The organism is Promicromonospora aerolata, from assembly GCF_042682255.1.
GTDB lineage: Bacteria > Actinomycetota > Actinomycetes > Actinomycetales > Cellulomonadaceae > Promicromonospora > Promicromonospora aerolata.
The window spans coordinates 1,711,318-1,737,828 of record NZ_JBHUHF010000001.1 but is presented as its reverse complement, the minus strand read 5'-3'; the positions used below and the strand labels follow the sequence as shown (position 1 = coordinate 1,737,828).

The 26,511-nt window shown below is 72.5% G+C and carries 21 protein-coding genes; 14 read left to right on the top strand and 7 right to left on the bottom strand.

Annotated features, from left to right (window positions below; translation table 11 throughout):
- The first annotated feature begins 42 nt into the window (after positions 1-42).
- Positions 43-1,242, top strand: coding sequence for a sulfotransferase family protein (locus ACFSL2_RS07895; protein WP_377197323.1), 1,200 nt, complete (start codon positions 43-45; stop codon positions 1,240-1,242).
- Between the two features lie 79 nt (positions 1,243-1,321).
- Here the strand turns inward: ACFSL2_RS07895 and serA are convergent, their stop codons facing one another.
- Both serA and ACFSL2_RS07885 read right to left on the bottom strand, forming a co-directional pair.
- Positions 1,322-2,560 (bottom strand): phosphoglycerate dehydrogenase, encoded by a 1,239-nt coding sequence (gene serA, locus ACFSL2_RS07890; RefSeq protein WP_377197322.1) that lies wholly within the window; start codon positions 2,558-2,560, stop codon positions 1,322-1,324.
- A 111-nt stretch (positions 2,561-2,671) separates the two neighbouring features.
- Positions 2,672-4,927 carry a HelD family protein gene (locus tag ACFSL2_RS07885; protein WP_377197321.1) on the bottom strand — a complete coding sequence of 752 codons (2,256 nt, stop codon included), beginning with the start codon at positions 4,925-4,927 and terminating at the stop codon, positions 2,672-2,674.
- 121 nt (positions 4,928-5,048) lie between these two features.
- On the opposite strand from ACFSL2_RS07885, the gene ACFSL2_RS07880 reads away from it, so the two are divergent.
- The 5 genes from ACFSL2_RS07880 (at position 5,049) to ACFSL2_RS07860 (ending at position 10,156) form a co-directional block, all read left to right on the top strand.
- Positions 5,049-6,428, top strand: coding sequence for a PP2C family protein-serine/threonine phosphatase (locus ACFSL2_RS07880; RefSeq protein WP_377197320.1), 1,380 nt, complete (start codon positions 5,049-5,051; stop codon positions 6,426-6,428).
- A complete protein-coding gene (locus ACFSL2_RS07875; protein ID WP_377197319.1) occupies positions 6,425-8,074 on the top strand; it encodes a sensor histidine kinase in 1,650 nt (549 codons plus the stop codon). Before ACFSL2_RS07880 ends, ACFSL2_RS07875 begins: the two co-directional genes overlap by 4 nt.
- 94 nt (positions 8,075-8,168) lie before the next feature.
- The gene (locus tag ACFSL2_RS07870; protein ID WP_357463555.1) at positions 8,169-8,588 is read left to right on the top strand and encodes a response regulator; all 420 of its coding nucleotides are present in this window, start codon (positions 8,169-8,171) and stop codon (positions 8,586-8,588) included.
- A gap of 145 nt (positions 8,589-8,733) precedes the next feature.
- Complete coding sequence (locus ACFSL2_RS07865; protein WP_377197318.1) at positions 8,734-9,663, top strand: proteasome assembly chaperone family protein; 930 nt, start codon at positions 8,734-8,736, stop codon at positions 9,661-9,663.
- A gap of 289 nt (positions 9,664-9,952) precedes the next feature.
- The gene (locus ACFSL2_RS07860) at positions 9,953-10,156 is read left to right on the top strand and encodes a cold-shock protein (RefSeq protein WP_020016705.1); all 204 of its coding nucleotides are present in this window, start codon (positions 9,953-9,955) and stop codon (positions 10,154-10,156) included.
- A 53-nt stretch (positions 10,157-10,209) separates the two neighbouring features.
- On the opposite strand, the gene ACFSL2_RS07855 is transcribed toward ACFSL2_RS07860, so the two are convergent.
- A complete protein-coding gene (locus ACFSL2_RS07855) occupies positions 10,210-11,187 on the bottom strand; it encodes a spermidine synthase (protein ID WP_377197317.1) in 978 nt (325 codons plus the stop codon).
- Between the two features lie 99 nt (positions 11,188-11,286).
- Between ACFSL2_RS07855 and ACFSL2_RS07850 the strand changes: the two genes are divergently transcribed.
- The 3 genes from ACFSL2_RS07850 to ACFSL2_RS07840 all read left to right on the top strand — a co-directional run bounded on the left by ACFSL2_RS07850 (position 11,287) and on the right by ACFSL2_RS07840 (position 13,609).
- Positions 11,287-11,754, top strand: a complete 468-nt coding sequence (locus tag ACFSL2_RS07850; protein ID WP_377197316.1) for an SAV_6107 family HEPN domain-containing protein — start codon at positions 11,287-11,289, stop codon at positions 11,752-11,754.
- Positions 11,755-11,835: 81 nt separating this feature from the next.
- Positions 11,836-13,077: a DNA polymerase IV gene (locus ACFSL2_RS07845; RefSeq protein ID WP_377197315.1), complete on the top strand. Its 1,242-nt coding sequence runs from the start codon at positions 11,836-11,838 to the stop codon at positions 13,075-13,077.
- Positions 13,078-13,183: 106 nt separating this feature from the next.
- Positions 13,184-13,609, top strand: a complete 426-nt coding sequence (locus ACFSL2_RS07840; RefSeq protein WP_377197314.1) for a DUF3040 domain-containing protein — start codon at positions 13,184-13,186, stop codon at positions 13,607-13,609.
- Positions 13,610-13,751: 142 nt separating this feature from the next.
- Here ACFSL2_RS07840 and ACFSL2_RS07835 read toward each other — a convergent pair whose 3' ends face one another.
- From ACFSL2_RS07835 to ACFSL2_RS07825, 3 genes are read right to left on the bottom strand one after another with little or no spacing between them, the layout of a single operon-like run.
- A complete protein-coding gene (locus tag ACFSL2_RS07835) occupies positions 13,752-16,046 on the bottom strand; it encodes a transglutaminase TgpA family protein (protein WP_377197313.1) in 2,295 nt (764 codons plus the stop codon).
- Entirely contained in the window at positions 16,043-17,359 is a 1,317-nt protein-coding gene (locus ACFSL2_RS07830; RefSeq protein ID WP_377197312.1) for a DUF58 domain-containing protein, read from the bottom strand. Before ACFSL2_RS07830 ends, ACFSL2_RS07835 begins: the two co-directional genes overlap by 4 nt.
- A 20-nt stretch (positions 17,360-17,379) precedes the next feature.
- On the bottom strand, positions 17,380-18,420 hold the full coding sequence (locus ACFSL2_RS07825) for an AAA family ATPase (RefSeq protein ID WP_377197311.1): 1,041 nt from the start codon (positions 18,418-18,420) through the stop codon (positions 17,380-17,382).
- Between the two features lie 409 nt (positions 18,421-18,829).
- Between ACFSL2_RS07825 and mraZ the strand changes: the two genes are divergently transcribed.
- The 4 genes from mraZ to ACFSL2_RS07805 all read left to right on the top strand — a co-directional run bounded on the left by mraZ (position 18,830) and on the right by ACFSL2_RS07805 (position 23,073).
- A complete protein-coding gene (mraZ, locus tag ACFSL2_RS07820) occupies positions 18,830-19,300 on the top strand; it encodes a division/cell wall cluster transcriptional repressor MraZ (RefSeq protein WP_357463347.1) in 471 nt (156 codons plus the stop codon).
- A 166-nt stretch (positions 19,301-19,466) separates the two neighbouring features.
- Positions 19,467-20,507, top strand: a complete 1,041-nt coding sequence (gene rsmH / locus ACFSL2_RS07815; RefSeq protein ID WP_377197310.1) for a 16S rRNA (cytosine(1402)-N(4))-methyltransferase RsmH — start codon at positions 19,467-19,469, stop codon at positions 20,505-20,507.
- A complete protein-coding gene (gene ftsL, locus ACFSL2_RS07810) occupies positions 20,504-20,929 on the top strand; it encodes a cell division protein FtsL (RefSeq protein ID WP_377197309.1) in 426 nt (141 codons plus the stop codon). The genes rsmH and ftsL overlap by 4 nt, the downstream gene beginning before the upstream one ends.
- Positions 20,926-23,073 (top strand): peptidoglycan D,D-transpeptidase FtsI family protein, encoded by a 2,148-nt coding sequence (locus ACFSL2_RS07805; protein ID WP_377197308.1) that lies wholly within the window; start codon positions 20,926-20,928, stop codon positions 23,071-23,073. Before ftsL ends, ACFSL2_RS07805 begins: the two co-directional genes overlap by 4 nt.
- 25 nt (positions 23,074-23,098) lie before the next feature.
- Here the strand turns inward: ACFSL2_RS07805 and ACFSL2_RS07800 are convergent, their stop codons facing one another.
- Positions 23,099-23,746 carry a TetR/AcrR family transcriptional regulator gene (locus ACFSL2_RS07800; protein WP_377197307.1) on the bottom strand — a complete coding sequence of 216 codons (648 nt, stop codon included), beginning with the start codon at positions 23,744-23,746 and terminating at the stop codon, positions 23,099-23,101.
- A gap of 91 nt (positions 23,747-23,837) precedes the next feature.
- Here ACFSL2_RS07800 and ACFSL2_RS07795 point away from each other — a divergent pair, with 91 nt between their 5' ends.
- The gene (locus tag ACFSL2_RS07795; RefSeq protein ID WP_377197306.1) at positions 23,838-26,486 is read left to right on the top strand and encodes a beta-d-glucosidase; all 2,649 of its coding nucleotides are present in this window, start codon (positions 23,838-23,840) and stop codon (positions 26,484-26,486) included.
- Positions 26,487-26,511 lie beyond the last annotated feature (25 nt).

Below are 26,511 nucleotides of genomic sequence, written 5' to 3'. Positions count from 1 at the left end.
CGCCGCTTGTCGCCGAGCGGCGGTCTGGGCAGGATGAGCGCCATGTCCCAGGCCACGCCCCTGCTCCGGCTCCTCAACGTGCTGCTCGCCCCCGGTATGCGCACCCGCAAGGACCCCGACGCCGTCTTCGAACGCCTGCTCCAGGAGGTGCAGCGCGGGCACGTCCCGCTCGGCGCCGACGACCTCGCGGCGGTGGACGGCCTCCGGCTGCTCCTGAGCGACCTCGCCGCGTATCCGGAGCTGAGCCCCATGGGGTGGTCGAGCACCCAGGACCAGGTCCGGGACCGGCTGCGCAACCGCGTCGTCGTGCGCGACGCCCAGGCGAGCCGGCCCGAGGTCCGGGACGAGCCGGTGACCGCGCCGGTGTTCGTCGTCGGCCTGCCGCGTACCGGGACCACCCTGACCTACAACCTGATCGCACGGCACCCCGGTCACCGCGGGCCGAAGCTCTGGGAGATGACCAACCTGGGACTTCCGCGGCCGGAGGCCGAGCGCGAACGGCTGATCGCGCAGGCCCGCAAGCGGTTCGCGACCGTGGCGAAGCTCAGCCCCGCGTGGGCGCACCTGCACCCGCTGGTCGCCGACAGCGAGGAGGAGGACTTCATGCTGCGCGCCCACACCGAGATGTACGCGACGTGGGGTCCCCTGCCGCGTTACCTCGACCACGTGGCGCGCGCGGACCTCACGGACGACTACCTCTTCCTGCGCGACGCGCTGCAGGTCATGGCGGCCGGCGAGGCGCCGGAGCGCTGGGTGGTCAAGCACCCGATGAACCTGTGGCGGATGCCGGAGATCCGGCGTGCGTTCCCGGACGCGCGGTTCGTGTGGACGCACCGCGCACCGGCTGCCGCGGTCGCCTCGGGCAGCTCCATGGCCGAGGCGACGCACGTGCTGTACACCAGGCCCGGCCGCATCGACCTCGACCGGATCGGCCGGGAGTGGCTGGAGATCTCCGCCCGCGGCGTCGAGCGGGCGCTCGAGCTGCGTGCCGAGCTCCCCGACGACGCGGTGGTCGACGTGGCCTACGACGACCTGCTCGCCGATCCGGGGACGGTCATGCGCGGGGTCTTCGACCGGCTGGACCTGACCTGGGGCGAGGCGGACGACGCCAACCTCGCCGCCGCCCTCGACCGGACCGGCCACCGCCCGCACGCCTACACGCTGGAGCGCTACGGCCTGGACGACGCCCAGGTGGCCGACGCGTTCAGCGCCTACAAGGTCCCGGCCTCGGTCCTCGGCTGACCTGGACCCGTCGTTGAGTGCGTGGTATTTGCGCCGCTGAACCGGTCAGCGGCGCAAATACCACGCACTCAACAGGTCGTCAGCGGGCGGCAGGGCCCGGGGGGAACTCCGGACGGTCGAAGGCATCGCGGATGCGGAGGCGGATCGTCGTGTCCAGCGCCTGGAGCTTCTTCGAGGCGCCCCGCTCCGTCACGTCGGAGATGTCCGTGACCACGTAGCCGATGTCTCCGCGTGTGGCGAGCATCTGACCCTCGATGTTGGCGCCGTGGTCGGCGAAGATCTGGTTCACGGTGGCCAGCACGCCCGGCACGTTGCGGTGCAGCAGCTTGATGCGGCCGACGCCCGTGTGCTCGAGCTGGAGGTTCGGCAGGTTGACGCTGAGCATCGTCGAGCCGGTGGTCACGTAGTCGCTGAGCTTCTTGGCCACGAACTGGCCGATCGACTCCTGCGCCTCCTCGGTGGAGCCACCCACGTGGGGCGTGAGGATCACGTTGGGCAGACCGCGCAGCACCGACTCGAAGCTGTCCCCACGCTTCTTGGGCTCGGCGGGGAAGACGTCGACGGCGGCACCCGAGAGGTGCCCGGACGTGATGTGCTCGGCCAGCGAGTCGACGTCGACCACGAACCCGCGGCACAGGTTGAGGAAGATCGCGCCCTGCTTCATGCGGGCGAACTGCTTCGCGCCGAACAGGCCGGCGTTCCCGGAGCGACCGTCGACGTGCAGCGTCACGATGTCGGCGGTCTCGAGGAGCTCGTCGAGCGTCTCGACGCGGCGGGCGTTGCCGAGCGCCAGCTTCTCGGCGGTGTCGTAGAAGATGACCGACAGGCCGAGGTTCTCGGCGAGCACGGAGAGCTGCGAGCCGATGTTGCCGTAGCCGACGATTCCGAGCGTGCGGCCGCGCACCTCGTGCGAACCCTCCGCGGACTTGTCCCACACGCCCGAGTGCAGGGCGCGGTCGCGCTCGGTCATCCGGCGCGTCAGCGAGATGATCTCCGCGATCGCCAGCTCCACCACGGAGCGGGTGTTGGAGAACGGCGCGTTGAACACGGCGATGCCCCGGTGGGCCGCGGCGGTCAGGTTGATCTGGTTGGTGCCGATGCTGAAGGCACCGACGCCCACGAGGCTCGTCGCCTCGGACAGCACGCGCGCCGTCACCTCGGTCTTGGACCGGAGGCCCAGCAGCTGGACGCCGTCGAGCGCGGCGATCAGCTCGTCCTCGTCGAGGGCTCCCTTGCGGTAGTCGACCTCGTACCCGGCCGATTCCAGGATCGGGACGGAGGTGGGGTGGACGTTCTCGAGGAGAAGGGCTCTCTGCACGGACCCATGGTGCGCCAGGCGGGGCGGATGCAACAACACGTCCCGCCTGCTGGGACACGTCCCGCCTGCTGGGACACGTCCCGCCCGCGCCCGGCACGCCGTGTGGCCGCGTCAGAAGCCCTCGGGCAGGTCCCGGGCGTGCACGACGACGAGGCGCTGCGTCGGCCGGGTCATCGCGACGTAGAGGTCGCTGGTCCCGCCGGCGCCCTCGGCGATCGCGGCCGGCTCGACCAGCACCACGGCGTCGAACTCCAGGCCCTTGGTCTGGCGCGGCTCGAGCACGGTCACCTGCGCGTCCTCGGGGCGCTGTGCCCCGAGACGGGCGGCCTCCGCGGTGCCGACCACCCCCGGCAGCGCCTCCGCGACGGCCTCGGCCAGCCGTGCGGCGCCGGACCCGGGGGCCACGACGGCCACCCGGCCGGCGTCGGGCCCCACGAGCTCCTTGACGAGGCCGAGCGCCTCGGCGACCACGGTGTCCTCGTCCGGCAGGCCGTCGGAACCCGCCGCGGTGCGCACCGCCGTGAGAGAGCCCTCGACGTCGCGCGCCGCGCGCAGGTCGGAGACGGGCAGCCCCGCGGCCCGCGCGACCCGCTGGGCGGTGTCCGCGACGGTGGCCGGTGTGCGGTAGGAGACGGTCAGCTCGGCCAGCCGCCACCCGTCGCGCAGCAGCGGGGTGAGCATCCGGTCCCAGTCGCGGGCGCCCGCCGCCGACGACGTCTGCGCCACGTCGCCGACGATGGTCATCGACCGGGTCGGCACCCGGCGCACCAGCGACCGCCAGGCCATGGGGGACAGCTCCTGGGCCTCGTCGACCACCACGTGGCCGTAGGTCCAGGCGCGGTCGCTCGCGGCGCGCTCGGCGGTCGTCAGGGACGGGCCGGTCGCGGCGAACCGGGAGGCCAGCGTCTCGGCGTCGACCAGGCCGTCGCCGGCGCCCGTCGAGGAGAGCACGCTACGCGCGTACTCGACCTCCCGGGCCTGCTCGGCCTCGCGGTGGCGGGCCTCGGCCAGCGCCACCGAGTCGTCCTCGCCGAGCAGCTCGTACGCCTCGTCGAGGATCGGCACGTCGGACTCCGTCCAGGGCGCGCCGGCCTCCCGTTGCAGGAGGCGCCGCTCCCGCGCGGTGAGCTCCGGTGCGGCCTCGGCCAGCCGGTGCGGCTTGGTGTAGAGGTCGGTGACCAGCTTCTCGGGCGTGATGGGCAGCCACGCGATGTTCAGGGCCACGCGGACGTCCCGGTCGGACCGGAGGTCCTCGAACACCGACGCGCGGTCCTCGCCCGACAGCGGCGCGTCCGTGAAGTCGCGGTACTGGTCGGTGAGGCGGTCGAGCATGTCGCGCACGAAGGCGCCACGTGCCAGGTTGTGGGGCTTGTGCGTGCGGCGGGCGCGGGCGATCGCGTCCCTGATGTCCCGAGGCCGGATCACGAAGTCGTGCCCCTCGATCCGCACCGTGACCTCCCGCTCCGGCACCCGCTCCCGGGCCCGCACCGCCCGGCGGATGATCTTGCGCCACAGGAGCAGCCCCTTGAGCCGGGCCACCTGCCCCTCGTCGACCGCGGTCGCGCGGATCCCGGGGATGAGGTCGCCGACCGTGGTGGAGACCACACCGGTCTCGCCCAGCGAGGGCAGCACCTGGTCGATGTAGCGCAGGAACGCGCTGGACGGGCCCACCACGAGCACGCCCGAGCGCTCCAGCAGGCGCCGGTGCGCGTACAGGAGGTAGGCGGCCCGGTGCAGCGCCACCGCCGTCTTGCCCGTGCCCGGGCCACCCTGGACCACGAGCGCGCCGGACAGGTCGGAGCGGATGATGCGGTCCTGCTCGGCCTGGATGGTCGCGACGATGTCCGACATCCGGCCGGTCCGGCCCTGCGCCATCGCCGCGAGCAGCGCGCCCTCGCCGGACAGTGCGTCCGGGTCGATCTCGGCGTCGAGGTCGAGCACCTCGTCCTCCAGGCCGGTCACCGACCGGCCCTTCGTCACGAGATGCCGACGCCGGTGCACGTCACCCGGGTGCAGCGCCGTGGCGCGGTAGAACGCCTCGGCCGCCGGGGCGCGCCAGTCGGTCAGCATCGAGCGGTGCTCCGCGTCGGTCAGGCCGATCCGCCCGACGTACCGGGTGGCGCCGTCGGACAGGTCGAGGCGGCCGAAGACCAGCCGGTCCTCGACGGCGTCGAGCTGGGCGGCGCGGTCCTCGTAGAGGGTCGCGAACGCGTCCCGCTCGCTGCGGTTCTGGTGCGTTCCGGTGGCACCCGACAGGCGAACGTCCCGCAGACGGTCCGCCGTGGTGCCGCGAAGGGTGTCCAACCGGACGTACATCGTGTCGACGACTGCCTGCTCGTGGGCGAGCTCGCCCGCGATTCCCGTCACGCCATACCTCCGTGGTTCACCAGCGAAAAAGCCTCGGTCGCAATCAACCGGCCGACCATTATCGCGCACCTGTCGGCCTGTCCGCTGACACAGCGTCATCTCGCTGGATAGGATCGCCGCCATGGCACTGGGCGGGGCAGGAACTGCGGGGCCCGGAAGAGGGCCCGGACCCGAAGCGCGCCCGTCCGGGATCGACGGGCCCATCTCGGTGCTCCTGGTCGAGGACGACGACGCCGACGCGTTCCTCGTGGGCGAGCTGCTGGCGGATGCCGACGTGGAGGCCGATCTCCGAGCCGACCTGCACCGGGCCCGGTCCGTCGACGAGGCCCTGGGGGTCCTCTCGATGGTGGCGGTGGACTGTCTGCTGCTCGACCTGGGCCTGCCCGACGCCGAAGGCCTCGGAGCCCTGCGCCGCATCATCGACGGCATCGACGTGCTGCCCGTCCAGCCCGCCGTCGTCGTCCTGACGGGCAACACGGCGCACGACCTGGGTGCGTCCGCGGTCGCGAACGGGGCCGACGACTACCTGGTCAAGGGCGACGTGGACGGCGACGCGCTCGCCCGCTGCCTCCGGTACGCGACGCTGCGCCGCCGGTCCGCCGCCCAGCAAATAGCGCTCTTCCGGAGCGAGGTGCGTGCAGCGGAGACCAACCGGCTGGAGCGTGCGCTGCTGCCGAAGGAGCTGGTCACGGACGAGAAGGTCTCCGTCATGGTCGGGTACCTCCCCGGCGGCAACGGCCTGCTCGGCGGTGACTTCTTCGACACGGTGGAGCGCCCCGACGGCACGCTCGTCACGGTCATCGGCGACGTCGCGGGGCACGGCCCCGACGAGGCGGCGCTGGGCGCGGCCATGCGGACGGCGTGGCGCACCCTCGTGCTGGCGGACACCCCCGCCGGCGACGTCCTGCCGCTGCTGGAACGGGTGCTCCTGGCCGAGCGCGGCCGACCCGAGGTGTTCGTCACGATCTGCCAGGTCGTGATCACACCCGACCGGGGCCGGATGGACGTCTACCTCGCCGGGCACCTGCCGCCGCTGCTCGTCGTGCCCCGGGCCGTGACGGACGCCACGCAGGTCACGCACCACTGCGAGGAGCTGTCGTCGGCACGGCGGGGACGCGCCCTGGGCATCCCGGTGGACGGCGGCTGGTCGCCGCACACCGTCGAGCTGCCCGAGGTGTGGACCGCCGTGCTCTACACGGACGGGCTCGTGGAGGCGGCGGTCGGCGCCGACCCGAAGGGCACGCCGGTGCTGCCACCCAGTGCCCACGGGCGCATGCCACGGCTCGGCGCGCACGGGCTGCGCAGCGTCGTGGAGCACGAGATGGACCAGGGCACCGACGAGGTGGTCACCCGCGTGCTGCGCCGCGTGCGCGAGCTGCACGGCGGCCCCCTGGTCGACGACGCGGCGCTCCTCTTCGTCGGCTGGGCCGGTGCCGGTGCGACGGGCCCGGCCGAACGGACCTCGACGCTGGCCGACTCGGTGGAGTGGTCGCGGGCATGACGCTGGTGCCCGACGAGCACCGGTTCACCGGTGTGTCCATGCGCAGCCGGCTCGCCCGGCTGCTGGGAGCGGTGGCGGCCATGCTCGTGATCGCCCTCGCCGTGGCGGTGCTCGCGCTGGTCCAGTCGCGCGGCCTCGACGCCCGGGCCGACGGGCCCTACTACCGGGCGCTGGTCGACGGGGAGCGCGCGTCGCTCGCGCTGGGCGACGCCGAGGCGTCGTTGCGCGCCTACCGGGCGACGTGCGACGAGGCCGCGCTGGAACCCTGGGAACGCGCCGTCGGGTCGAGCGGCCGCATCATGCTGCTGGCCGACGTCGAACGGCGCGCGCTCGAGTCCGACGCCGAGGTCGCGCTGGCGTACGAGGAGGCCGTGCGTCGTACGGACGCGTGGTTCGAGGGGTACGCGGAGCCCGTGGTGGCGGCCGTGGAGGCGGCGCCAGCCGGTCAGATGGCGTGCCGGATGGAGCTGCTCGGCACCGCCCCGGCCCCGGCGGAGGGTGACGCCCTCTACGAGAGTGCGCGCACCGCCGTCGTGCAGTACCTGGCCGAGCTGAGCGCACAGCGGGACGAGATCGTGGCGACCCGGGCGGTCTGGGAACAGCTGTTGCTGGGCGCGGTGATCACGCTGGTGTTCGTCGTCGTGCTCATGGGCACGATGATGTGGCTCGCGCTGGAGTCCTGGGTGATCCGCCCGCTGACGGAGCTGACCGCCGCGGTGCGGGTGGTGAGCAGCGGTGAGCTCCGGCGCGAGATCACCCCCGTCGGCGCGGGAGAGGTGGCCCTCCTCGCCATGCACGTGGAGACGATGCGCCGGGACCTCGTGCACCAGGTCGAGGAGATCCGGCTGTCGCACCAGGAGGTCGAGAACGCGCACGGCCTGCTCAGCGAGAAGACGCGGGAGCTCGAGCGGTCCAACCGCGACCTGGAGCAGTTCGCCTATGTGGCCTCGCACGACCTCCAGGAGCCGCTGCGCAAGGTCGCGAGCTTCACGCAGCTCCTGCAGAAGCGGTACGGCGACTCGCTCGACGAACGCGCCGACCAGTACATCGAGTTCGCCGTCGACGGTGCCAAGCGCATGCAGCGGCTCATCCAGGACCTGCTGAGCTTCTCCCGGGTGGGCCGGACGGGTGTGGCGCGCGAGGACGTGGATCTCGAGAGCGTCCTGGCGGCCGCCCTGTTCGAGCTCTCCGAACGCGCCGAGGAGACGGGCGCCGAGATCGTGCACGACCCGATGCCGGTGGTGCACGGCGAGCGGGCCCTGCTGCAGCAGCTGTTCGTGAACCTGGTGGGCAACTCGCTGAAGTTCCGCGACCCGGAGCGGCCGCCCCAGGTGCAGATCGAGGTGCGGAGCATGCGCGCGCACTGGGAGATCTCGGTGGTCGACAACGGCATCGGCATCGACGCCCAGTACGCGGAGCGGGTTTTCGTCATCTTCCAGCGGCTCCACCCGCGCGAGCAGTACGCGGGTACCGGCATCGGCCTCTCGCTGGTGAAACGCATCGTGGAGTACCACAAGGGGCGCATCTGGATCGAGCCCGCGGCGGGCGGCGGCACCATCGTGCGGTTCACGCTCGCCCGGCGGCAGGGCCAGCCGGCCGGCGGGCGCCTTTCGACCGAACGTGCGCAGCCGACTACGCTCGGATGAGGCGGCCTGACCAGGGCCGACGGCGGGGCGCGACGAAGGGTCCCGCCGCTGCCGAAACCAGGGGACAGGTACGGGCGTGAGCGGTCACAAGGTGATGGAGATCCTCCTCGTGGAGGACGACCCGGGCGATGTCCTGATGACTCGGGAGGCGTTCGAGGACCACCGTGTGCCGAACAACGTGTCGGTCGTCGGCGACGGCGTCAGTGCGCTGGAGTTCCTGCGCAAGCAGGGGCGGTTCGCGAAGGTCCCCACGCCGGACCTGGTGCTGCTGGACCTCAACCTGCCGAAGATGGACGGCATGGAGGTGCTCGCCGTCGCGAAGGGCGACCCGATGCTGCGGCACATCCCGGTCGTGGTGCTGACCACGTCGGACGCGCAGGAGGACGTCGTGGGCTCGTACTCGTTGCACGCCAACGCGTACGTCACCAAGCCCGTGGACTTCGACCGGTTCATCGACGTGGTCCGCCAGATCGACGACTTCTTCGTCTCCGTGGTACGCCTGCCCGGTAGGTGACCGGGCGGTCGGGCCGTGTGGTGAGCCCCGCGACGACGCTCAGGGCGTAACGGGAAGACACTCGGCCGTCGTGGCGTTGGACCTGAGCAGAGCACCCGGTCAGCCGGGTGATCGCCGAACCACTCCGACGAGCGAGGGAGCGCACGTGCTTGACCCCCAGGGCATCTACGACGTCGACGAAGCAGCGGTTGAGCGCACGCTGGGTCGCAGCGTGCCGGGAAGCGCCGACGGACCAGTCCTGCTGCATGCCGTCCGCGGATTCGTGGACGCAGGCAGCGCGGGCGATCTCGCCGTCGAGCACCTGATCGACCAGTTCCGCGTCGAGCGGCTCGTGACGTTCGACGTCGACCAGCTGCTCGACTACCGCTCCAAGCGGGCGACCATGACTTTCGACTCCGACCGGTGGGCCGACTACCAGGCGCCCTACCTCGCGGTCGACCACGTGACCGACGCGGAGGGCACCGGGTTCCTCCTGCTGCACGGCGCCGAGCCGGACCTGCAGTGGGAACGTGTGGTGGCGGGCGTGATCCAGCTGGTCGAACGATTCGGCGTGAGCCTCGTCGTCGGGGTCCAGGGCATCCCCATGGGCCTGCCCCACACCCGGCCGCTGTCCCTGACCGCGCACGCCACCCGGCCCGGCCTGGTCGACGACTACACGTCGTGGTTCGGCAGCGTGAAGGTGCCGGGCTCGCTGGCCGCGCTGCTCGAGTACCGGCTGGGCGAGGCAGGGCACGACGCGATGGGCTTCACGGTCCACGTGCCGCACTACCTCTCGCAGTCGCAGTACCCGCCGGCCACGGTGGTCGCGCTGCACCACACGGAGCGCGCCACGGGCCTCGACCTGTCGGTCCCCGCCCTCGAGGAGGCGGCCACCGACGCCAAGATCGAGGTCGAGAAGCAGGTTGCCGAGTCGGCCGAGATCGCGGCCGTCGTGCAGGCGCTGGAAGAGCAGTACGACGCCTTCGCGCGTTCCGTGGGGCGCCCGAGCCTGCTTGCCGAGACCACCGCGATCCCCAGCGCGGAGGAGCTCGGCGCGGAGTTCGAGCGGTTCCTCGCTCAGCAGAACGGCGACTGAGGCGAGGGTGGGATCGCGGGCCCGACCGCACGGTTCCGGGCCGAGCAGGAGGCGGAGACGTACACCGGCTCCGGCTTGAATCGGGCATCCAAGGACCGATGTGTCATATCTGCGGCAGAAATGTGCGTGTTCCGTGGCACATCTGAGTGGTCCATGCCACACTGTCGCACGTTGCAGTGAGTTACCAAGGCCACGTCCGCCGTGTCGTGAGCAAGCGGGGAAAGCATTGCGGCACGGGGGTGGGCAACGGGCCCGCCGCCGGATCCCGGACGGAAGGTCGAAGGACAGCATGGCGCAGGGTTCTGTGAAGTGGTTCAACGCGGAGAAGGGGTACGGGTTCATCGCCCAGGACGGCGGCGGCGCCGACGTCTTCGTGCACTACTCCGCGATCCAGTCCAACGGGTACCGGTCTCTCGAGGAGGCCCAGCGGGTCGAGTTCGAGATCACGCAGGGCCCCAAGGGTCCGCAGGCGGAAGCAGTCGTCCCGCTCTGATGTGCTCGTGAGAAGGCCGCCCTCCCTCGGGAGGGCGGCCTTTTTCGCGCCCGTCAGGGCTCGGCGGTCTCCAGCGGCGCCGCGGTGCCGGCGAACGCCGCCGCGTCGTCACCGGCGAGGAGCGTGGCGGGCACGGCGAGCGTGCGCAGGGTGCGGCCCAGCCGGGGGTCACGCAGGTCGGGCCGCACCGGCTCGCCCTGCGGCTCTCCTGGGGCCTGCGCGCCGTCCTGCGGGCCGCCCGGCTGCTCCCCGCCCCCGACGCCCGGCGGAGGGCGGTCGGGCAGCTCACGGACCGCCGCGAGCACCAGGTTGCCGTAGCGCCGCCCCTTGAGGATCGCGGGCTCGGCGACGGCGGCGAGCCTGCCGGAGACGGCCGCGTCGGGTCCGAAGGCCTGGGCGAGGCTGGCGACCTCCCGGCGGGCGGTGGTCAGGGGCGGCTTGTCGGCGCAGTTCACCAGCAGCACGCCGCCGGGGCGCAGTACGCGCCGAGCCGCCGCGGCGAACCCGGTGCCCACGAGGTGCGCGGGCGTGCGGTCCCCCGCGAAGACGTCGCGCACCACCACGTCGTAGGACTCGTCCCGCGCGGACGTGAGCGTGTGCCCGGCGTCGTCGGCGCGCAGGCGGAGCAGGGGCGAGCGCGGCAGGGCGAACCACTCGCGGACCAGCTCGAGGAGCCGGGCATCGAGGTCGACGCCCAGCTGGCGGGATCCGGGGCGCTCGTGCTCGACGTGCCGGGCGAACGCGCTGCCCGCGGCGCCGAGGTGCAGCACGCGGAGCGGTCCGGACGGCAGGAGGGCCACGAAGGCGGCCATCTGCTGCATGTACTCGAAGTCGAGAAAACCCGGGTCCGCGAGGTCGAGGCTGGAGCTCGGCACGCCGTTGACGTGCAGCGTCACGCGCTGCGGGAAATCGGGGTCGCGCACGACCTCAGCGGTGCCGGTGCTGATCGGCACCGGGCCGACGGGCAGCTCGGCGGGGAGTGTCAGTGGTGCGGAGGAGGATGGGCGGCGTCGGGCGGAGCGGCGGGCCATGAGGACAGTGTCTCCCGGCCCAGCGGGGCGCTTGACAGGATAGAACGTATGTTCGATAGTGGCGCACAAGGGTTCGATCGGAGGTTCGAGATGGGCACCATGCACTCTCAGGGCGCGAGGGACGTCGTCTCTGCGCGCATGCTCGTGCCGCGCGCCGTTCCGCCGGGCGTCAGCGCACTGCTGCGCAAGGCGGACGCGGAGCTGGCCGAGGCGGCGCGTTCGGCAGACCCGGGGGACCGGTTCGTCCATGCGCACCTCGCGGCGATCCGCTCGGCGGCGGCCGTCGTGGCGCTCCGCGGGCGTCCGTCGGCGCGTTCCGGCGCGCGGACGGTGTGGGACATGCTCGCGCACGCCGAGCCGGATCTGGCAGGCTGGTCGGGCTACTTCGCGGCCGGGGCGCCGCTGCGGGCGGCGGTCGACGCGGGCCGGCCGGAGCAGGTCGAGGCCGCGCGAGCGGACGAGCTGCTCGCCTGCGCCGAGGACTTCCGGGACGAGGTGGCGATGCTCGTGGACCCCCAGGCGGGGTTCTCGGCGCAGCGCCTGACCCTGGTGCCCAAGGCGTCGTAGGCGGCGCGCCGGCGGCACGGGAGAGGGCTTCCCGGGCGTGCGGCGCGGAGCACTGAGCAACGGCAAGGACGGAGCACGTTCGTGAGCAAGGGGCCGCGGTCAGCGGCGGCAAGACGAGACTGGGGTTCGGACGAGTCCGGCTGCTCGGTGCTGCACCTGGACATGGACGCGTTCTTCGCGTCCTGCGAGCTGGCCCGGCGGCCCGAGCTGCGTGGCCTGCCGGTGATCGTCGGCGGGCAGGAGCGCGGAGTGGTGCTGGCAGCCACCTACGAGGCGCGTGCGTTCGGTGTGCGGTCCGCGATGCCGATGACGCGTGCGCGCCTGCTGTGCCCGCAGGCCACCGTGATCCGGCCCGACCACGGGCTGTATCGGGACGTGTCCAGCTCCGTCATGGGCATGCTCCACGAGGTCACGCCGCTGGTGGAGCAGATCAGCGTGGACGAGGCCTTCCTCGACGTGAGCGGGGCCCGACGGCGGCTGGGCCCGCCCACGGCGATCGGGGCCGCGCTGCGCCGACGCATCCAGGCTGAGCACGGCGTGACGGCGTCGGTGGGCATCGCGCGGAACAAGTTCGTGGCGAAGCTGGCCTCCACCCATTCCAAGCCGGACGGGCTGATGCTCGTGCCCGTCGGGTCGACCATCGACTTTCTGCACACCCTGCCGGTCGGTGCGTTGTGGGGCGTGGGGGAGAAGACGGAGAAGTCTCTCGCCGCGTGGGGCATCACCACCGTCGCGGAGCTGGCGCACACGGACCTGGCGAGCCTGCAGACGGCCGTCGGCCGGGTCAGCGGGGCCCACCTGCACGACCTCTCGTGGGGGCGTGACCCGCGTCCGGTGGTGCCGGAGCACCGCGAGCACAGCATCGGCGCCGAGACCACCTTCGGCACCGACCAGGACGACACGGCGGCGGTGAGCCGGCGGGTGCTGGAGCTGTCCGACCGGGTCGCCGCGCGGCTGCGGCACCAGGGTGTCGTGGCACGTACCGTGTCCGTGAAGGTCCGTTCGAGCGACTTCGCCACATTCACCCGATCGCGAACACTGGACGACCCCACGGACGTCGCGCGGGACATCTATCGGGTGGCTCGGGAGCTCGTCGCCGGGGTGGACCTGGGTGGGCTGCCGGTCCGGCTGGTCGGTGTGCGGGGCGAGAATCTCCAGCAACGAGAAGGATCTACGCAGCAGCTGACGCTCGAAGAGTCGGTGGATCCGCGCTCCGGAGCACAGCGCGAAGCGGAGCTCGCGCTCGACGCGGTGCGCGAGAAGTTCGGGAAAACGGCGATCGACCTGGGTGTACAGCACAAGAACGGCACGCATCTTTACTGATCTGCCCCTATAGTCGCGGGTATGCCCGGGATGTCGACTACCAACGACGGCCGGGTCGTCCTATCCTGGAAGGGACACTGTTCCTTTGCGAGATCCGGGGGTCTCGATGCCTCTGTCCGAGTACGAGCAGCGGGTGCTGGAGCAGATGGAGCGTGCTCTGACGTCAGACGACCCGCGGCTTGCTAATACGCTTCAGTCCACAGGTCGGGGTAACGCGCTGCGCTATGTGCTGTCCGGGGCCGGCGTTGTCGTCGGTCTGCTACTTCTTGTCGTCGGTGCTGCGACGTCACAGACCTGGCTCGGTGCCATCGGCTTCGTGCTGATGTTCGCGGGTGTGGTCTTCGCGTTCCTCGGACCGCGCAAGAAGCAGCAGGACGGTCCGGTCGGCGTCGTCGGCGAAGACGGCACGGTCCAGCCGCCGGAGGGGAAAGCACGTAAGCCCCGAAAGCGGCAGGGTGGTGGCCGTTCCGGCGGCTTCCTCGCCCGTCTCGAGGAGCGCTGGGAGAACCGGCGCAATCAGGGCGGTCACTAGGCACCAGCCGAGGGACCGACGTCGGTGGCCCGAACGGACCACCGGCCCATGTGCGTGACAGGCACAGCATGATGTGACTGACACAGCCACATGAAAATGGAGCCGGGCCCTGCGGGGCCCGGCTCCTTTCGTGCGCCACCTGTCAGGCCTTGCGGGCCAGCGCCTCCGTCAGGTCCGTGGTCACGGCCGTGGTGAGCTCTTCGAGCTCGGCGACGGCCGGCGGCGTCGCGTGGCGGGCGTACCGTTCCTCCTCGGCGGCGTCGGCGAGCGCGGTGAGGCGTTCCGTGACGTCGTCGGGCAGGGGCGAGCCCGTGCGGGTGCGCACCTCCTCGGAGATGAGGGCCGGAGCCCTGCGCAGGGTGACCGACGGGCCGAGGCGTACGTCCTGCTCCGCGAGCAGCGCCAGGACGCGGGACCAGGCCCGCTCCGGGTCGAGCACCTCTGCCTCGGTGCGCCGGCGCAGCAGCAGCCACGCGGCCGCAGCCAGCACGCCGAGCGCGACGATCACCGCCACCACCCAGGCCCACCCGGGCAGCGTCCGGTCGGAGGTGTCGCCGCCGGCGGCCGAACCCCCTGCCGAGGCGGCAGGGTCCGTCTGCTCGGCCCGCTGGGTCGGCTGCTGCGTGGGCACCTCGTTCGCCCGGGTGGGCGCCGGGGCTGCGGTGGGGAAGCTGCCGACGCTCGGGTTCGCGTACGAGGGCAGCGGCCCCGTCTGGACCTGGGGCGTCGGCTCGAACCGGACCCAGCCGACCGTCGGGAAGTAGATCTCGGGCCAGGCGTGCGAGTCCTGGCCGGTGACCCGGTAGCCACCCTGGCCGTCCGCCTGGCCGGGCAGCCAGCCGATGCCGATCCGGGAGGGCATGTCGAGGCTGCGGGCCATGACCATCATGGAGAGCGCGTACTGGGTGCAGTACCCCTCCTTGTTCTGCAGGAAGTCCCAGACGGTGTCGGACGAGCCCCGGTAGTCGGCGTCCGGGTTGTACACGAACCCCGCGCCGGACCGCAGGTGGTTCTGCAGCGCGACCGCCGCGTCGAACCTGGTGGGCGCGTCCCCCGCGACATCCTGGGCGTAGGCGGCGATCTCGGCCTGGTGCTCGGTATCGGGCACCTCGGTGTAGCCGGCCGGCCGCGGGTCCCCGGACGTCGGCGCGGCGCGGAGCGTCTCGGGCGTCAGCCGGCGGTCGATGATGTCGATGCTGTACTCGTCGCCGGGTTCGGTGCCATCGGAGCCGCGCACCTCGTCACGGATCGCGTCGTACGCCCAGTCGCCACCGACGTCGATGGACCGGGGCTCGAGCGGCAGCGGCAGCTCGCCGCCGGTGAGCTGCCCGATCTCGACGGTCATCCGCCGGCCCTCGCCGGTCGCGCCCTCGCCCTCCGGTGCGAGGAGGGTGGACGAGTCGAACTCGGCAAGGCCGCCGTCGGGCACCGCGCGGTGGGTCTGGACCCCGTCGAACGCTGTCAGGGTCATGACGCGCAACGGGCCGACGGTGTCGTCCTCACCCGTCGTGTACGTGAGCACGGTGTTGGTGGAGCGGGCGCTCAAGGGCTGGCGCATGTCGAGCTCCGACGACAGCTCGACGGTGTCGGACGGCGTGGAGATGAGCTGGTTCCAGGTCCCGGCCAGAGCGGGCAGGGAGGCCATGCCGGTCGCGATGCCGAGTGACGCGGCGGCGACCGCCACCGACGTCAGTGCCGTGATCCACGAGCGGAACCGCTGCGCGCGGCGTACCGCCGCGGAGTCGGACTCGGTGTGCCGGCCCGGGGTCACGCCCACCGGGTCGACCGTGAGCAGCAGGAGCATCGCGGTCACGCTGATGACGAAGACCGGCCACTGGACCTCGCCGATCAGCGTGAGCGACGGGGTCCACAGGAGCAGCAGGGGCACCCCGGCGAAGCCGGGCATGCGGGCGCCGGCGAGCGAGTCCATCACGAGCAGCACCAGCAGCGTGCCGCCCACGGCGACCATGCTGATGGCCTCCCCGGGCCCCACGGGCGCGACCTGCGTGCTCATGGTCTCGGTGGCCTGCCGGAACCGCTCGATCACCTGGTCCAGGGAGTCCGGGCCCACGAAGGGCTCGAAACGCTGGCCGGGACCGCCGTAGCGGGCGAGCACGAACCAGAACGCGACCACCACCCCGGCCGCCGTCGCGACGAACGACGCACTGCCCGACGCGCGGTCGGCGGCCCGGTCCGCGCTCGGTCCTTGGCCGGCAGCCCGGCGGACGGCCGCCCGGTCGACAGCCGCCCGGATCAGGAAGTACCGCACCACGCAGCTGGTCGTGGACACGAGGACGACGCCGGTGATGCCGGCGGTGAGCCACGGCCCCGGGTCGATCACGAGGGTGAGCGCGTGCATGGACGTGATGACGGCGATGGCGACGAGGACGCCGGAGGCGACGGTGCGGACCAGCGGTCCGCGATGGGCGGGGATCACAGTGCACGCTCCGCGAGCAGGGCCCAGGCACGTTCCGGGTCGGTTCGGGCGTCCGAGATGCTGACGTGCCAGCCGGACGCGCGGAGCTCGGCGGCCGTCTCGTCCAGCTCGTGCTGGAACCCGGCGCCCCGCGGGGAGACCAGGAGCGCCCAGCACGTGCCCTCCACGCCCAGCGCCGCGAGGTCGTGGCGGGCGTCGGGGTCGTGCGGGCCGAGCACCGCTATGACGATCTCGCCGGCCGTCCGGCCGAGCCGGAGCGCCCGCGCGGTGGTACCCGTCGCCTGGTGTCCCTCCGCGGCACCGCGGTGCCCGCGGATGTCCACGCAGGCATCGAGCAGGGCCGACCGGCTGGCCCGGGTGGTCGCGAACCGCAGGCCCTCGAGGTGGGGTGTCACCGCGGTGGGCAGCAGCCGGGTCGGGTGGCCGGCGTCCAGGAACGACGTGGCGATCGAGGCCGCGAGCTCGACCGCCCACTCCCCGTCGTCCACCGCGGCGGGGCGGCGCAGGCCGCTGCCGGACTCCTGCCAGTGCGGCAGCAGCGAGCGGTCGAGCACGACGGTCACGGGGCGCACCCCGGCGCTCTCGTCGGCGCGGACCATGAGCTGGCCCCGGCGGGCGGCGCTCGCCCAGTGGACGCGGCGCGGGTCGTCGCCGGCCACGTACTCGCGCAGCACGGAGTCGTCGCTCGACTGCAGCCGAGCGCCCGTGGCCGAGTGGTCGACGTCGCCCACCGACCGCGTGCGCACGGCGAGCTCGACGGTGCGCGGCCACACCGGTACGTGGGTCGCGCTGCCGAGCGGCTGGGTGGCTCGGACCAGGCCGAACACGTCGGTCCGGGTGGTCAGCAGCGGGCCGAGCGACCAGCGGCCCCGCCGTGCGGGGGTCAGCGAGTAGTGCACGGTGATCCGGTCGGCCCGTGCCGACACGCGCGCGTGGATCCCCTGGTGGCCCGCGAGCTCGTGCGCGGCCTGCTCGGAGAGCCGCAGCCGGGAGAGCCGCTCGTACGCCGCGCCGCTGGCCTGGTGCGCGGCGACGAGCAGGCTGACGTCCGCCGTCCGGTCGCGCACCACGGGATTCGGGGTCACGGCGCGTGTGACGTGGAGGGCACCGCGCCCGGACTCGAGCCGCTGGGTGCCGATGCCCACCCAGGCCACCGCCACGACGAGCAGCGCGGCTCCGCCGAGCCCGACGACATCGGGCAGGGTCAGCACCAGCCCGAGGGGCACCAGCACCCCACCCAGGCAGGCCGCTCCGATGCCACGGGGCGTCAGCCGGACCCGGCTGATCCGTGCGAGCGTGTCACGCCATCTCATGTGCTTGTCGCCCTGGCCGCTCAGAACTGACGCCGGTCGGCGGGCTCGAGCGCGGGCACGGGCGTGCGCTGCACCAGCTCGTCGACGAGCGTCTCGGGGGTCACGCCGCTCAGGCGGGCCTCCGTGGTCAGGATGAGACGGTGAGCCAGGACGGGCCGGGCGAGCCGCTGGACGTCGTCTGGCAGCACGTGGTCGCGGCCCGCCATCGCCGCGATCGCCTTGGCCGCCCGTAGGAGCTGCAGCGACGCGCGAGGCGAGGCGCCGAGCCGGAGGCCCGGGTGCTCGCGGGTCGCCCCCACGAGCGCCACGACGTACCGCTTGACCGACGGCGACGCGTAGAGAGACCGCACGACCTGGGAGAACCGCAGCATCGCGCGACCGTCGGTGACGGCCTGCAGGTGGGCCAGGGGGGTGCTGGCCTCCTGCCGGTCGAGCATGAGGATCTCGGCGTCGGCGTCCGGGTAGCCCACCGTGATGCGCGCCATGAAGCGGTCGCGCTGTGCCTCGGGGAGCGGGTACGTGCCCTCCATCTCCACCGGGTTCTGCGTGGCGACCACGAGGAACGGCCGGGGGAGCTGGTGGGTGGTGCCGTCCACCGTGGTCTGGCCCTCCTCCATGCACTCCAGCAGTGCCGACTGCGTCTTGGGGGAGGCCCGGTTGATCTCGTCGCCGATCACGATGTTGCTGAACACCGGACCGGGGCGGAACTCGAACTCGTGGCTGCCGGTTCGGAAGATGTTGACGCCGGTCAGGTCGCTGGGCAGCAGGTCGGGCGTGAACTGGATGCGGCCCACGTGGCAGTCGATGCTCCGGGCGATCGCCTTGGCGAGCGTCGTCTTGCCGACGCCCGGTACGTCCTCGACCAGGAGGTGGCCCTCGGCCAGCAGGACCGCGAGGGTGATGTCGGCCAGTCCTGGCCGACCGGTCACGACGGACTCGACGGCTCCGCGGACGCGGGCCATGGTTTCGACCAGCTCGTCGAGCGCACCCGCGGCCTGTGGGGCGGCCCCGCCGCTGTAGTGAGTGTCCGCGAGGCCGGGCGGGACGGGTTCCGTGTGCACAGGGGGAGACCTCCATCAGGGCCGAGTCGACAGGCCGGTTCTCTGATTCTGGCGCGTGGACGCACCGGACTGGTACCGGTGCGGCTGAAGCCGCACCGGCCGGTCCAGCCTAGTAGAGATGTAAAGCACTCTGTTGTATGCGTCACGCGGTCTTCACAGATCCCAGAACTGGTTTTGCCCTGGCGAAACGGCTTCCGGTCAGGTCTGAGGACGCTGACGAGGGCGCGGCCGGGTGCGCGCTAGTCCGACATTCCACGCCACGCCGGACATGATTTTCCTCCACTCGCTCTTTACCTCTTTGACCTGCGCATTGAGGGTCGGTGGGTAGTTCTCCCCATCGTTTTTCCGAGTGCGGTGGTGGAAAGTGGAGTAGCGTGGAGTGTGCGGGAGCGAGAGGAGGTGTTGGCCCATGACTGCGATGGCAGAAGGTTTCGCGGGGTTGGGCCTGCTTCTCGGGACGTACACCCCGAAGCTGGACGAGAAGGGCCGTCTGATCCTTCCCGCCAAGTTTCGGGGGCGCCTGTCCAGCGGTCTGGTCATGACCAAAGGGCAGGAGCGGTGCCTCTTTCTTCTCCCGATGGATGAGTTTCAGCAGATCTACACCCAGATCCGGCAGGCGCCGGTGACGAGCAAGGCTGCACGGGACTACACGCGAAACTTCCTGGCGGGAGCTAGCGACGAAGTACCGGACAAGCAGGGCCGGGTCTCCATCCCGACGCACCTGCGCGAGTACGCCGGCCTGGACCGCGAGGTGGTCGTGATCGGGGTCGGCACCCGCGTGGAGGTGTGGGACGCAGCAGCCTGGTCCGCCTATCAGGAACAGACCGAACCCGACTACATCGATCAGGCCGAGGAGATCTTCCCCGGACTGAGCTTCTAGGCAGGCGAGGCGGCCGGCCGTACGGCCAGGCCTCCTCCCGCAGGATCCGGCGCACTTCCCCGCCGCCGGAACCATGCGGAGGGAGACCTGACCGGACGGCCCGCTCGCCGGCCGGCCCGGCGGCTTCAGCAGTACGGCAGGGCACGACGCACGAGAGGAGACACCGATGAACGCGACCGACAACCGTCCCGGCAGCAGCGACGCTGCGGACCGTCACCTCCCGGTGCTGCTCCAGCGCTGCGTCGACCTGCTCGCTCCGGCGCTCGCCGAGCCCGGCTCCGTCCTGGTCGACTGCACGCTCGGCATGGGCGGCCACACCGAGGCCGTCCTGGAGCAGATCCCGTCGGCCCGTGTGATCGGCATCGACCGCGACCCGCAGGCGCTGGCACTGGCGGGCGAGCGGCTGGCCCGGTTCGGTGACCGCTTCACCCCGGTGCACGCGGTGTACGACGAGATCGTCGACGTCGTGGACGAGCACGCCGGCGGGGCCGCCCAGGGTGTGCTCATGGACCTCGGGGTGTCGTCGCTACAGCTCGACGAGACCGAGCGGGGCTTCGCGTACGCCCAGGACGCGCCGCTCGACATGCGGATGGACTCCACCCAGGGCCTGACGGCGGCGGACGTGCTCAACACGTACGACGAGCGCGCCCTCGCGCGGATCCTCCGGGAGTACGGCGAGGAGCGGTTCGCGAGCAGGATCGCGCGGGCCGTCGTCCGGCGTCGGGCCGAGCGGGAGTGGGACCGCAGCGGCGAGCTCGTCGACCTGTTGCGGGCCTGTATCCCCGCTGCGACCCGCAAGACCGGGGGGCATCCGGCCAAGCGCACCTTCCAGGCGCTGCGGATCGAGGTGAACGGGGAGCTCGAGGTGCTCGAGCGCGCCGTACCCGCCGCGATCGAGGCGCTCGCCGTGGGGGGCCGCATCGTCGTGGAGTCGTACCAGTCGCTGGAGGACCGGATCGTCAAGCGCGCCATCGCGCAGGGCACGACGTCCTCGGCACCAGCAGGGCTGCCCGTCGAGCCGGAGACCCACCGGCCCTATCTCGAGGCGCTGACCCGGGGTGCGGAGGAGGCCGACGCCGAAGAGCTCGAGCGCAACCCGCGCTCGGCGTCCGTCCGGCTGCGTGCCGCCCGGCGTTTGCGCCCCACGCCCGACCACCTGCTGAACCGCACCACCAAGCACCACACCGCGAAGGAGGACCGCCGATGAGTGCTTCCACTGCTGCGACGGCCCGCGCCGCCCGACCCGCCGAGCTGCCGCGCACGCGCCGGGCTCCGCTGACCGCCATCTCCGGGGGTGCCGCCCAGCGCGGCCGACTGGACGTCGTCCGCGCGCCGCTGCACTCGAAGAGCCGGATGCCGTTCCTCGTGCTGTGCGCCACCTTGATGGTCGTCTCGTTGGTCGCGGTCCTGGTGCTGAACACCACGCTGGCCCGTGGCTCCTACGAGATGTCGGAGCTGCAGGGCGAGGTCGCGCAGACCGCCCAGGACGTGCAGGTGCTGCAGGAGGACCTCAGCGCTGCCGAGACGAGCCTGCCGGAGAAGGCGCGCAGCCTCGGCATGGTTCCGGCGGAGAACCCGACCATGGTCAGTCTCCGTACCGGCAAGGTGGTGAAGGGGACGGACCGGTGACCCGGCCGACGTCGGGCTCGGGCCGGCAGCGCACCCCGTCGGGGCGCGGTGCCGGGCCGCGCTCCGCTCAGCCGCGCTCGGCCCAGCCCGGCCGGGGCGAGAGCAAGCCGCGGCAGGGCGCGGTCCCGCAGCGCAAGCAGGGCGGCGACCCGGCCAGGAAACCCCAGGCCGGGGCGAAGCAGAAGCCCCAGCCCAAGCAGGCTCAGCCCACGAAGGATCGGTCCAGGCAGGCGCGGCCCAAGCAGACTCAGTTCGCGGCGCCCCGGCCCCGGAAGACCGAGCCGCGTGCGACCAGCACGCGGCTGGGCGCTCAGGCGCCCGCGGGCGGCGGGCGGGGGCCGGCGCGTCCCGCCCGCTCCCGGGTGGCGCGTCCCCTGCCACCCCGGCCGGGTCGCCCCGAGGTGCGGCAGCGCTGGCTGGTCGGACTCGCCGCGATGGTGGTGCTCGTGTTCCTGGTGCGCCTCGTCCACGTGCAGCTCATCGAGGGGCCGAGCCTCGCCGCGAAGGCGGAGGCGGCGCGTACGGCCACCGCGGTGACCCCCGCGCACCGTGGCGACATCACCGACGCGAACGGTGTGACGCTCGCGACGTCGGTGGACCGCTACACGGTGATCGCCGATCCTGTGGCCATCAAGGACTTCAGCGGCGCCGGCCGTCCGCACGTCGACGGAAAGCAGGTGGAGGACGGGGCGCTGGGCATCGCCCAGCTGCTCGCACCGATCCTCGACGTGCCGAAGAACGAGCTGGCGGCTCAGCTCGTGGGCGACTCGCGCTACGAGGTGCTCGCCAAGAACGTGGTGCCGCAGGTGCAGCGTGCCATCGCGGGCCTTGAGATCCGGGCGTACATCCGGACCGACCTCACCTCCCGGCGCACCTACCCGTCGCGCACCGTGGCGGGCTCCCTGGTCGGCTTCGTGGACCACGAGCAGACCGGCCGGGGCGGTATCGAGGCCGCCTACGACGACATCCTGTCCGGTACCGCCGGCTCGGACACGTACGAGCGCAGCCTCGACGGCCTGCGTATCCCCGCGGCAGGGCAGGAGTCGGTCCCGGCCGTGCCGGGCGACGACGTCCGCCTCACCCTGGTGCACGACATCCAGTGGAAGGCGCAGGACGCGATCGACGAGGCGAAGCGCACGTCCGGTTCGGAGTACGGCATAGCGATCGTCCAGGACACGCGCACGGGCGAGATCGTCGCGCTCGCCGACTCCGGGGCGGTGGATCCGAACGATCGGTCCACCGCGGCGGTCGCGGGCGGGTCGCGTGCGGTGAAGGACGTGTTCGACCCCGGGTCGACGGGCAAGGTGATCACCATGGCCGCCGCCCTGGAGGGCGGCTACTGGAAGCCGAACAGCCGGTTCACCGTGCCCGACACATACACGACGCCGAACGGCCAGACGTTCCACGACTCCCACGACCACCCGGTGCAGCGGCTCACCCTGACCGGTGTCCTGGCGCAGTCCTCGAACACGGGGACCGTCATGGTGGGCGAGGAGATCCCGCTGGCGGAGCGGCAGGATTACCTGCAGGAGTTCGGGTTCGGCGAGCCGACCGGGCTCGGCCTGCCGGGCGAGTCGGTAGGCCTGATGCCGCCGGACGACGTCGCGGACTGGGACGGCCGCACGCAGTACACGGTGCTGTTCGGGCAGGGCCTGTCCGTCAACGCGATGCAGGCCACCAGCGTGTTCTCGACGGTGGCGAACGGTGGTGTGCGGATGACGCCGACGCTGTTCGAGGGCACCACGAGCCCGGACGGCACGGTGATCCCGGCCGAGCGGGAGCCGGGGGAGCGGGTGGTCTCGGAGGAGACTGCCGACACCGTCGTGGAGATGATGGAGGCCGTGACCGAGGACGGCGGCACGGGCACCAACGCCGCCGTGCCCGGCTACCGGGTGGCGGGCAAGACCGGTACGGCGCAGATGCCCGCGGGCAACGGGTGGACCTACATGGCGTCGTTCATCGGGGTCGCGCCGGCGGACGACCCCCGGTACACGGTCTCCGTGTTCCTCAAGAGCCCGAGCAGCTCGATCTTCGGCGGTGACGTCGCGGCCCCGGTGTTCAGCGACATCATGGGGTTCACGCTGCAGAAGATGGACGTGCCGCCCAGCAAGAACGACGACCGGCGGCTCAAGACCGAGTGGTGAGGCCGAGTGGTGAGCCCCTCGGTGGTCAGGTGCTGACGATCTGCACCGTGCTGCCCAGCGTGGCGGTCAGGATCGACTCGATGGCGAAGCGGGTGGCCTCGGCGAGGTCGACGGCCTCCGGGTCGAGGAGCCACTGCAGCTGAAGCCCGTCCATGACGGCGATGACGGCGTTCGCGGCGCGCTCGGCCTCGCCGTCGGGCAGCCGCACGTCCCGCTCGGTGGCCAGGTCGCGCACCGCCTGCGAGATCTCGCCCCGCAGCACCGAGAACCGGCGTGCCACCCAGCTCGACGCCGGGTGGCCGTCGGTGACGGACTCCCCGGTGAGCACCGCGTACGCCTGGACGATGCCGCGCCGGTCGGCGTTCAGGCGCGCCGTGGTGACCAGGTGCCGGAACAGGTCCATGCCGCCCGGGATGTGCTTGCCCTCGAGGTGCTGCACGTCCACGCGGTCGCGGTACTCCAGCACCTCCCACAGCAGCTTGTCCTTGGTGCCGAAGTGGTGCAGCACCCCGGCATGGGTGATGCCGACCTGTGCGGCGACGTCGACCAACGAGCCCTGGTGATAGCCCTTCGAGCCGAACACCCGCGTGGCCGCGGCGAGGATCTCCTCCCGCCGGTGGGCACGGGTCGGTCGCTTGGCCTTCGGGGCAGCCTGCTCGGTCGCTTCGGACATGCCCCAACGATACGGGGTGAACAGGCTTACTAACCAGTAAGTAAGTGTGGTTGAATGCGGGGCAGCCGTCCGACGCTGAACGGAGAACACGTTGTCATCGCAGGCCATCACTCCACAGGCCATCACTCCACAGGCCATCACTCCGCGGGCCATCGCCTCGCGGGCCATCGCCCCCGAGCCCGAGCTGCTCCGCCTCCTCGACGAGCTGTCCACCGAGGAGAAGGTGTCGCTCGTCGTGGGCGCCTCCATGTGGGCGACCACCGCGGTGCCCCGGCTCGGGCTGGAGCCGGTGGTGATGTCCGACGGCCCGGTCGGCGTGCGCGGGCCGGACGGCGGGACCTCGGCGATGTTCCCCGCCCCCTCCGCGCTGGCGGCCACCTGGGACCTTGACCTCGCGCGCCGGTCGGGGGCCCTGTTCGCCGCCGAGGCCAAGCGGCACGGCGTGGACGTCGTGCTCGCCCCCCAGGTGAACCTGCAGCGCACGCCCGTCGGTGGCCGGCACTTCGAGTGCTATTCCGAGGACCCGCACCTCACGGCCGAGATAGCCGTGGCACTCGTCGGCGCCGCGCAGGAGCAGGGCGTCGGGATGTGCGTCAAGCACTACGTCGCCAACGACTCCGAGACGGAGCGCACGCGCTACCTGGCACGCCTCGACGAGCGGACGCTCCGCGAGGCCTACCTGGCACCCTTCGAGCGGCTGGTCCAGGACGTCGTCCCGTGGTCGGTGATGGGTGCGTACAACGGCGCCGACACCGGCGGCGTCTCCGCCCCGCTCCTGGAGCACCGGCCGCTCGTGGTCGACCTCCTCAAGGAGGAGTGGGGCTACGACGGCCTGTTCGTCAGCGACTGGGTGGCCACCCAGTCGGTGCTCCCCGCCGTCCGCGGGGGACTCGACCTCCAGATGCCGGGGCCCGACGGCGCGTGGGGTGACGGCCTGCTCGACGCCGTCCGCTCCGGTGAGGTCGCCGAGCCGGAGCTCGACGACAAGGTGCTGCGCCTGCTGCGGCTCGCCCGCCGAACGGGCCGGCTGACGCTGCCCGGCGACGGGGTGGGGCAGGGCACGGGTGCGGTGGCGGCCGGTGTGCACGCCGCGATCGACCACGCGGCCGCGACCGTCCCCGAGCCTCCGGCCGAGCGCCTCCTGCGCGAGCTCGTCGCCCGCTCCGTCGTCGTGCTCAAGGACGACGCCGGGCTCGTGCCGCTCGTGCAGGACGGCGCCCGCCCGGTGCGCGTGGCGCTGCTGGGCCCCGCGGCGGTCGAGCCCTTCTTCCAGGGCGGCGGGTCGTCGTTCGTGCACCCCGACCGCCTCACCTACCCCGCCGAGGAGCTGCGTGCCGCGCTGCCGCACGGCTCCGAGGTGACGCTGCTGGCCGGCGCCCGCGCGCTGCACAACCCGCCGGAGCTCGACGTCGAGCGGTGCACCGACCAGGTCGCCGGAACCCCCGGGCTGCACGTGGAGCTGCTCGCCGCCGACGGCAGCACGCTGGAGGAGTACACGGCGCACGAGTGGACCGGCTGGCTCCACGACGTACGCCCCGACGCGGACGCCGTGCGGCTCCGCACCGAGGTCCGCCTCGACGAGCCGGGCAAGCACGAGCTGGGTGTCGGCACCGTCGGCGTGCACGGGGTGCGCATCGACGGCGCCCAGGTCGCCGCGGGCAGCACGCGCGTGGACGAGGACGTCGTGCTGTCCTCCGGCCACAACCACCCGATCGCCGCGCTCGCGACGGCGAGCGGCACGGCCGCCCTCGACGCGACGCTCCAGGTCGTGCACGCCGTCGGCTACGGGCACTTCGTGCGCGCCGCGCTCGTGCACCGGCTGCCGGGTCCGTCGCCCGAGGACGAGCTGGCGGCCGCCGTCGCCACCGCCGCGGCCGCCGACGTCGCCGTGGTGCTGGTCGGCACCACGGCGGAGGTCGAGTCCGAGGGTTACGACCGTCCCGACCTGGACCTGCCCGGGAACCAGGACGAGCTCGTGCGACGCGTGGCCGCCGCCAACCCGCGCACCGTCGTGGTCGTCAACGCCGGCGCGCCCGTGCTGCTGCCGTGGCTCGACGAGGTCCCCACCGTCCTGTGGGGCTGGCTGCCCGGCCAGGAGGCGGGCAGCGCGCTCGCCGACGTGCTGACCGGCGTCACCGAGCCGTCCGGGCGTCTGCCCTGGACGCTTCCCGCCCGGTTCGAGGACGTCCCGGTGCCGCACGCGCGGCCGGTGGACGGCGTCGTCGACTATGCCGAGGGGACCGACATCGGGTACCGGGCCTGGGAGCGGCGGCTGGAGGCCGGGCCCGACGGCACCGTGCCGGACGCCCCGGCGCCGGCCGCGCCGTTCGGGCACGGCCTGGGCTGGACCACCTGGGAGTACGAGGACGCCGTCCTGGCGTGGGGCGAGGCGCACGACGCCCCCGCCACCCTGACCGTCTACGCGACCGTCCGGAACACCGGGCGGCGCGCGGGCCGCGAGGTGGTCCAGGTCTACGTCGAGGCGCCCGACGGCGGCCCGAGCCGCCCGGTGCGGTGGCTCGGCGGCTTCGCGGTGGCGGACGTCCCCGCCATGGGCAGCGCCACCGTCCGCGTACCCGTCCCGGCCCGGGTCCTGCAGGTCTGGGACCCGCAGGCGCAGGACTGGACCACGCCGCCGGGCACCTACCGGCTGCGCACCGGCAGGTCCGTGGCGGACCTGCGACTGACCAACGAGCTGACCATCCGGCCCGGGGACCGTCCCGGCGCCGGCGCCCAGTGATCACACACCATCCGTCCCGCACACG

Coding starts and splice junctions, on each gene's coding strand:
- ACFSL2_RS07840 (WP_377197314.1), top strand. CDS start 13,184: ATGCCTCTGTCCGAGTACGAGCAGCGGGTGCTGGAGCAGATGGAGCGT.
- ACFSL2_RS07880 (WP_377197320.1), top strand. CDS start 5,049: ATGGCACTGGGCGGGGCAGGAACTGCGGGGCCCGGAAGAGGGCCCGGA.
- ACFSL2_RS07870 (WP_357463555.1), top strand. CDS start 8,169: ATGGAGATCCTCCTCGTGGAGGACGACCCGGGCGATGTCCTGATGACT.
- ACFSL2_RS07875 (WP_377197319.1), top strand. CDS start 6,425: ATGACGCTGGTGCCCGACGAGCACCGGTTCACCGGTGTGTCCATGCGC.
- mraZ (WP_357463347.1), top strand. CDS start 18,830: ATGACTGCGATGGCAGAAGGTTTCGCGGGGTTGGGCCTGCTTCTCGGG.
- rsmH (WP_377197310.1), top strand. CDS start 19,467: ATGAACGCGACCGACAACCGTCCCGGCAGCAGCGACGCTGCGGACCGT.
- ftsL (WP_377197309.1), top strand. CDS start 20,504: ATGAGTGCTTCCACTGCTGCGACGGCCCGCGCCGCCCGACCCGCCGAG.
- ACFSL2_RS07895 (WP_377197323.1), top strand. CDS start 43: ATGTCCCAGGCCACGCCCCTGCTCCGGCTCCTCAACGTGCTGCTCGCC.
- ACFSL2_RS07800 (WP_377197307.1), bottom strand. CDS start 23,746: ATGTCCGAAGCGACCGAGCAGGCTGCCCCGAAGGCCAAGCGACCGACC.
- ACFSL2_RS07860 (WP_020016705.1), top strand. CDS start 9,953: ATGGCGCAGGGTTCTGTGAAGTGGTTCAACGCGGAGAAGGGGTACGGG.
- ACFSL2_RS07850 (WP_377197316.1), top strand. CDS start 11,287: ATGCACTCTCAGGGCGCGAGGGACGTCGTCTCTGCGCGCATGCTCGTG.
- ACFSL2_RS07855 (WP_377197317.1), bottom strand. CDS start 11,187: ATGGCCCGCCGCTCCGCCCGACGCCGCCCATCCTCCTCCGCACCACTG.
- ACFSL2_RS07830 (WP_377197312.1), bottom strand. CDS start 17,359: ATGAGATGGCGTGACACGCTCGCACGGATCAGCCGGGTCCGGCTGACG.